The organism is Ralstonia sp. 1138, assembly GCF_040544795.1.
GTDB classification, from domain to species: Bacteria; Pseudomonadota; Gammaproteobacteria; order Burkholderiales; family Burkholderiaceae; genus Ralstonia; species Ralstonia flatus.
Genome location: NZ_JBEPKQ010000020.1, coordinates 1 through 2107, shown reverse-complemented (window position 1 = coordinate 2107; position 2107 = coordinate 1). Strand labels below are relative to the sequence as shown.

Sequence of the window (2107 nt, the reverse complement as noted above, 5' to 3'; positions counted from 1 at the left end):
TCGACGAGCTCATGCCGTGGGTCGTGGCTGATCTGGTTCGCGCTCGCGCCTGAGATCCATCGCTTACGTCAAGACGGCGCTGGCGACTCGCTTACGTACCGTCGTCGCTTGCTCTGGTTCTTGGCTCGTATACGGTCCAGGACCGCGCAGGAAGGACACCAGTCGTCCGCATTGATTACGCTGTCAGGGACGACTTTCCATTGATGCCACGGTGACACTCCTGTATGGCGTCGACGCAAGCCCGCGCAGGTCCTGCACCACGTTCCATCGCGCAAGACGTCGCCCTGCTGGTTTGCCCCTTGTGCCCGCGTGCGCAGCGAAACGTGTGAAGCGCACTGATACCAGCATAGACAAACTCCAGCAGCTTGCCACCATGCGAGGCGGCAGCCGCCTTGAGCTGATCGAGCCCGTCCGGCACGCGCTGCTGCCCCATACATTTGGTTGCGCACCGACTGCACCACTTGCCGTGCAGGATTCTCGATCCCGGCTACCGCCATTCGTGGCCAGTCGCGCAACGGAATAACCTGTACTTCTTGTTGACGCCCCGATACTCACTGTCCAGGCATTGCCCACCGTTTGCCTATGCTGTGGCTCGTAGACGTGCCTGGCCGCCTGGATCGGTCATTCTCTCGCTATGGCGCAAGCCAAAACAAACCGGACACCGTTTGACTCGGTAGACTCAGCGCATTAGTTCAAGTGTTTCGTTCCATGTGGCCAGGAGATTGAGGTTCTCCCCGATCAATCGACATTGTCGCCCGGTCGCCGCTCGACATTGTTTAAGCGCCCGCTCGCAGGCATCTCCAATGGAGCGATACGCGAAGCCCCAGTAGACACCCTGACCGTCTATGGGAACAGCCAATGCCTTCTCGGTCGGCGCGCGAAGATAGTGGTCGACGTTTTTCCGATCTTGCATGCCGAGTCTGGCCAACAAAGGCTCAAAGGCATCACTCTTTTCCTGCGCTGGAAGATGATTGTGTCTTAAAAAGGCATCAATCTCGGGTTCGGTTAAATCATTGGCTTCCCGCCGATACAACGTGTGTCCATTGCTACCAAACGGTGGAAACATCGTGAAATCTGCTTTTCCGCCTCCTGCGCGATAGCCCCGCCACATCCGGATCGCGAGTTCCGGAGGAAACCATGGGTCATTCGCGGCATAGAGCCACAGTGTCGATATTGAAGCCACGCCGTACGACGATATTTGATGCACTAGATTCGCCCTGAAGGGAGCTCAAACTGGAGCCAAGGCATGCTTGGCGTCGCGATAGAGGCCGCCCGAGATATTGATAACCGCAGTGAGTGGCCGGTTCGGCCGAGCAGCCAAGTCAAGCATCGGAGCGCCGCAGATCGAGATACCGACACCCAGAACCCTCGTTCGATCAACATCGGGACGAACCTGAAGCACCGCTAATGCGGCGCTCAGATCATCAGCATGCTCGTCAAGAAAGCGTGCCACGTCCGGCTTGACGCAGGTTCCGGGGTGATCCTGGATCGTGCCACTGGAGTTGCCATACCGACGCCATATGACCGAGGCGGCGGGCCAGCCCCGGTGGGCAAAATCATGTGCGAGGTGCGCCAAATCGGCGGCATCTAGGTTCCGGGGTTCTGGGAAACCGCCATTGATGATGAGCGCGATCGGAAAATGGTGCCCGTTAAGGGCCGAACGATCAAGGCATCGAGGTACTCGGCGTGACCAGCGATCGTCACTGGTAAGGCAACTTGCTCTTCGACGACAGTAGAGTCAGCGAGACACCCCACAGGAAGGGCCATCGTCGACAGAAATATAAGTGAGACCACCGCAGAAAGTCGTCGCATTCTCGCTCCCGATTTTAAGTCGCGCCTTAGCCGCTGTTGTCGACGAGTCTTCGCCAGGAGCAGCGCATAGAGCTTCCTTTGATTTTTCTCCGTAAATTGCCATCAGCACGGACTGCCCTTCTATTTGATGGCGCTGCAGGTTTCACGCTACCGAGGGCGACGACAAAGTTGATTACATCGCGTAGTACATCGGATCGTTGTCGCTGTTCTGAATCGAGCCGTAGATGCGGCGACCGCCATAGAACGGTAGGCCCAAGGCGTACCAGGCACTGCCGTCGCCAAATACCGAACCAGG

Annotated in this window: 2 protein-coding genes and 1 pseudogene; all 3 read right to left on the bottom strand. The window is 57.8% G+C overall.

Annotated elements, in window-relative coordinates:
• Positions 1–679: 679 nt before the first annotated feature.
• A complete protein-coding gene (locus tag ABIC76_RS25505; protein WP_354535649.1) occupies positions 680–1066 on the bottom strand; it encodes a hypothetical protein in 387 nt (128 codons plus the stop codon).
• 162 nt (positions 1067–1228) lie between these two features.
• Positions 1229–1453, bottom strand: a complete 225-nt coding sequence (locus tag ABIC76_RS25500) for a hypothetical protein (protein ID WP_354535648.1) — start codon at positions 1451–1453, stop codon at positions 1229–1231.
• Between the two features lie 531 nt (positions 1454–1984).
• Positions 1985–2107 (bottom strand): annotated as a pseudogene (locus ABIC76_RS25615) (DUF3443 family protein); the annotation flags it as partial.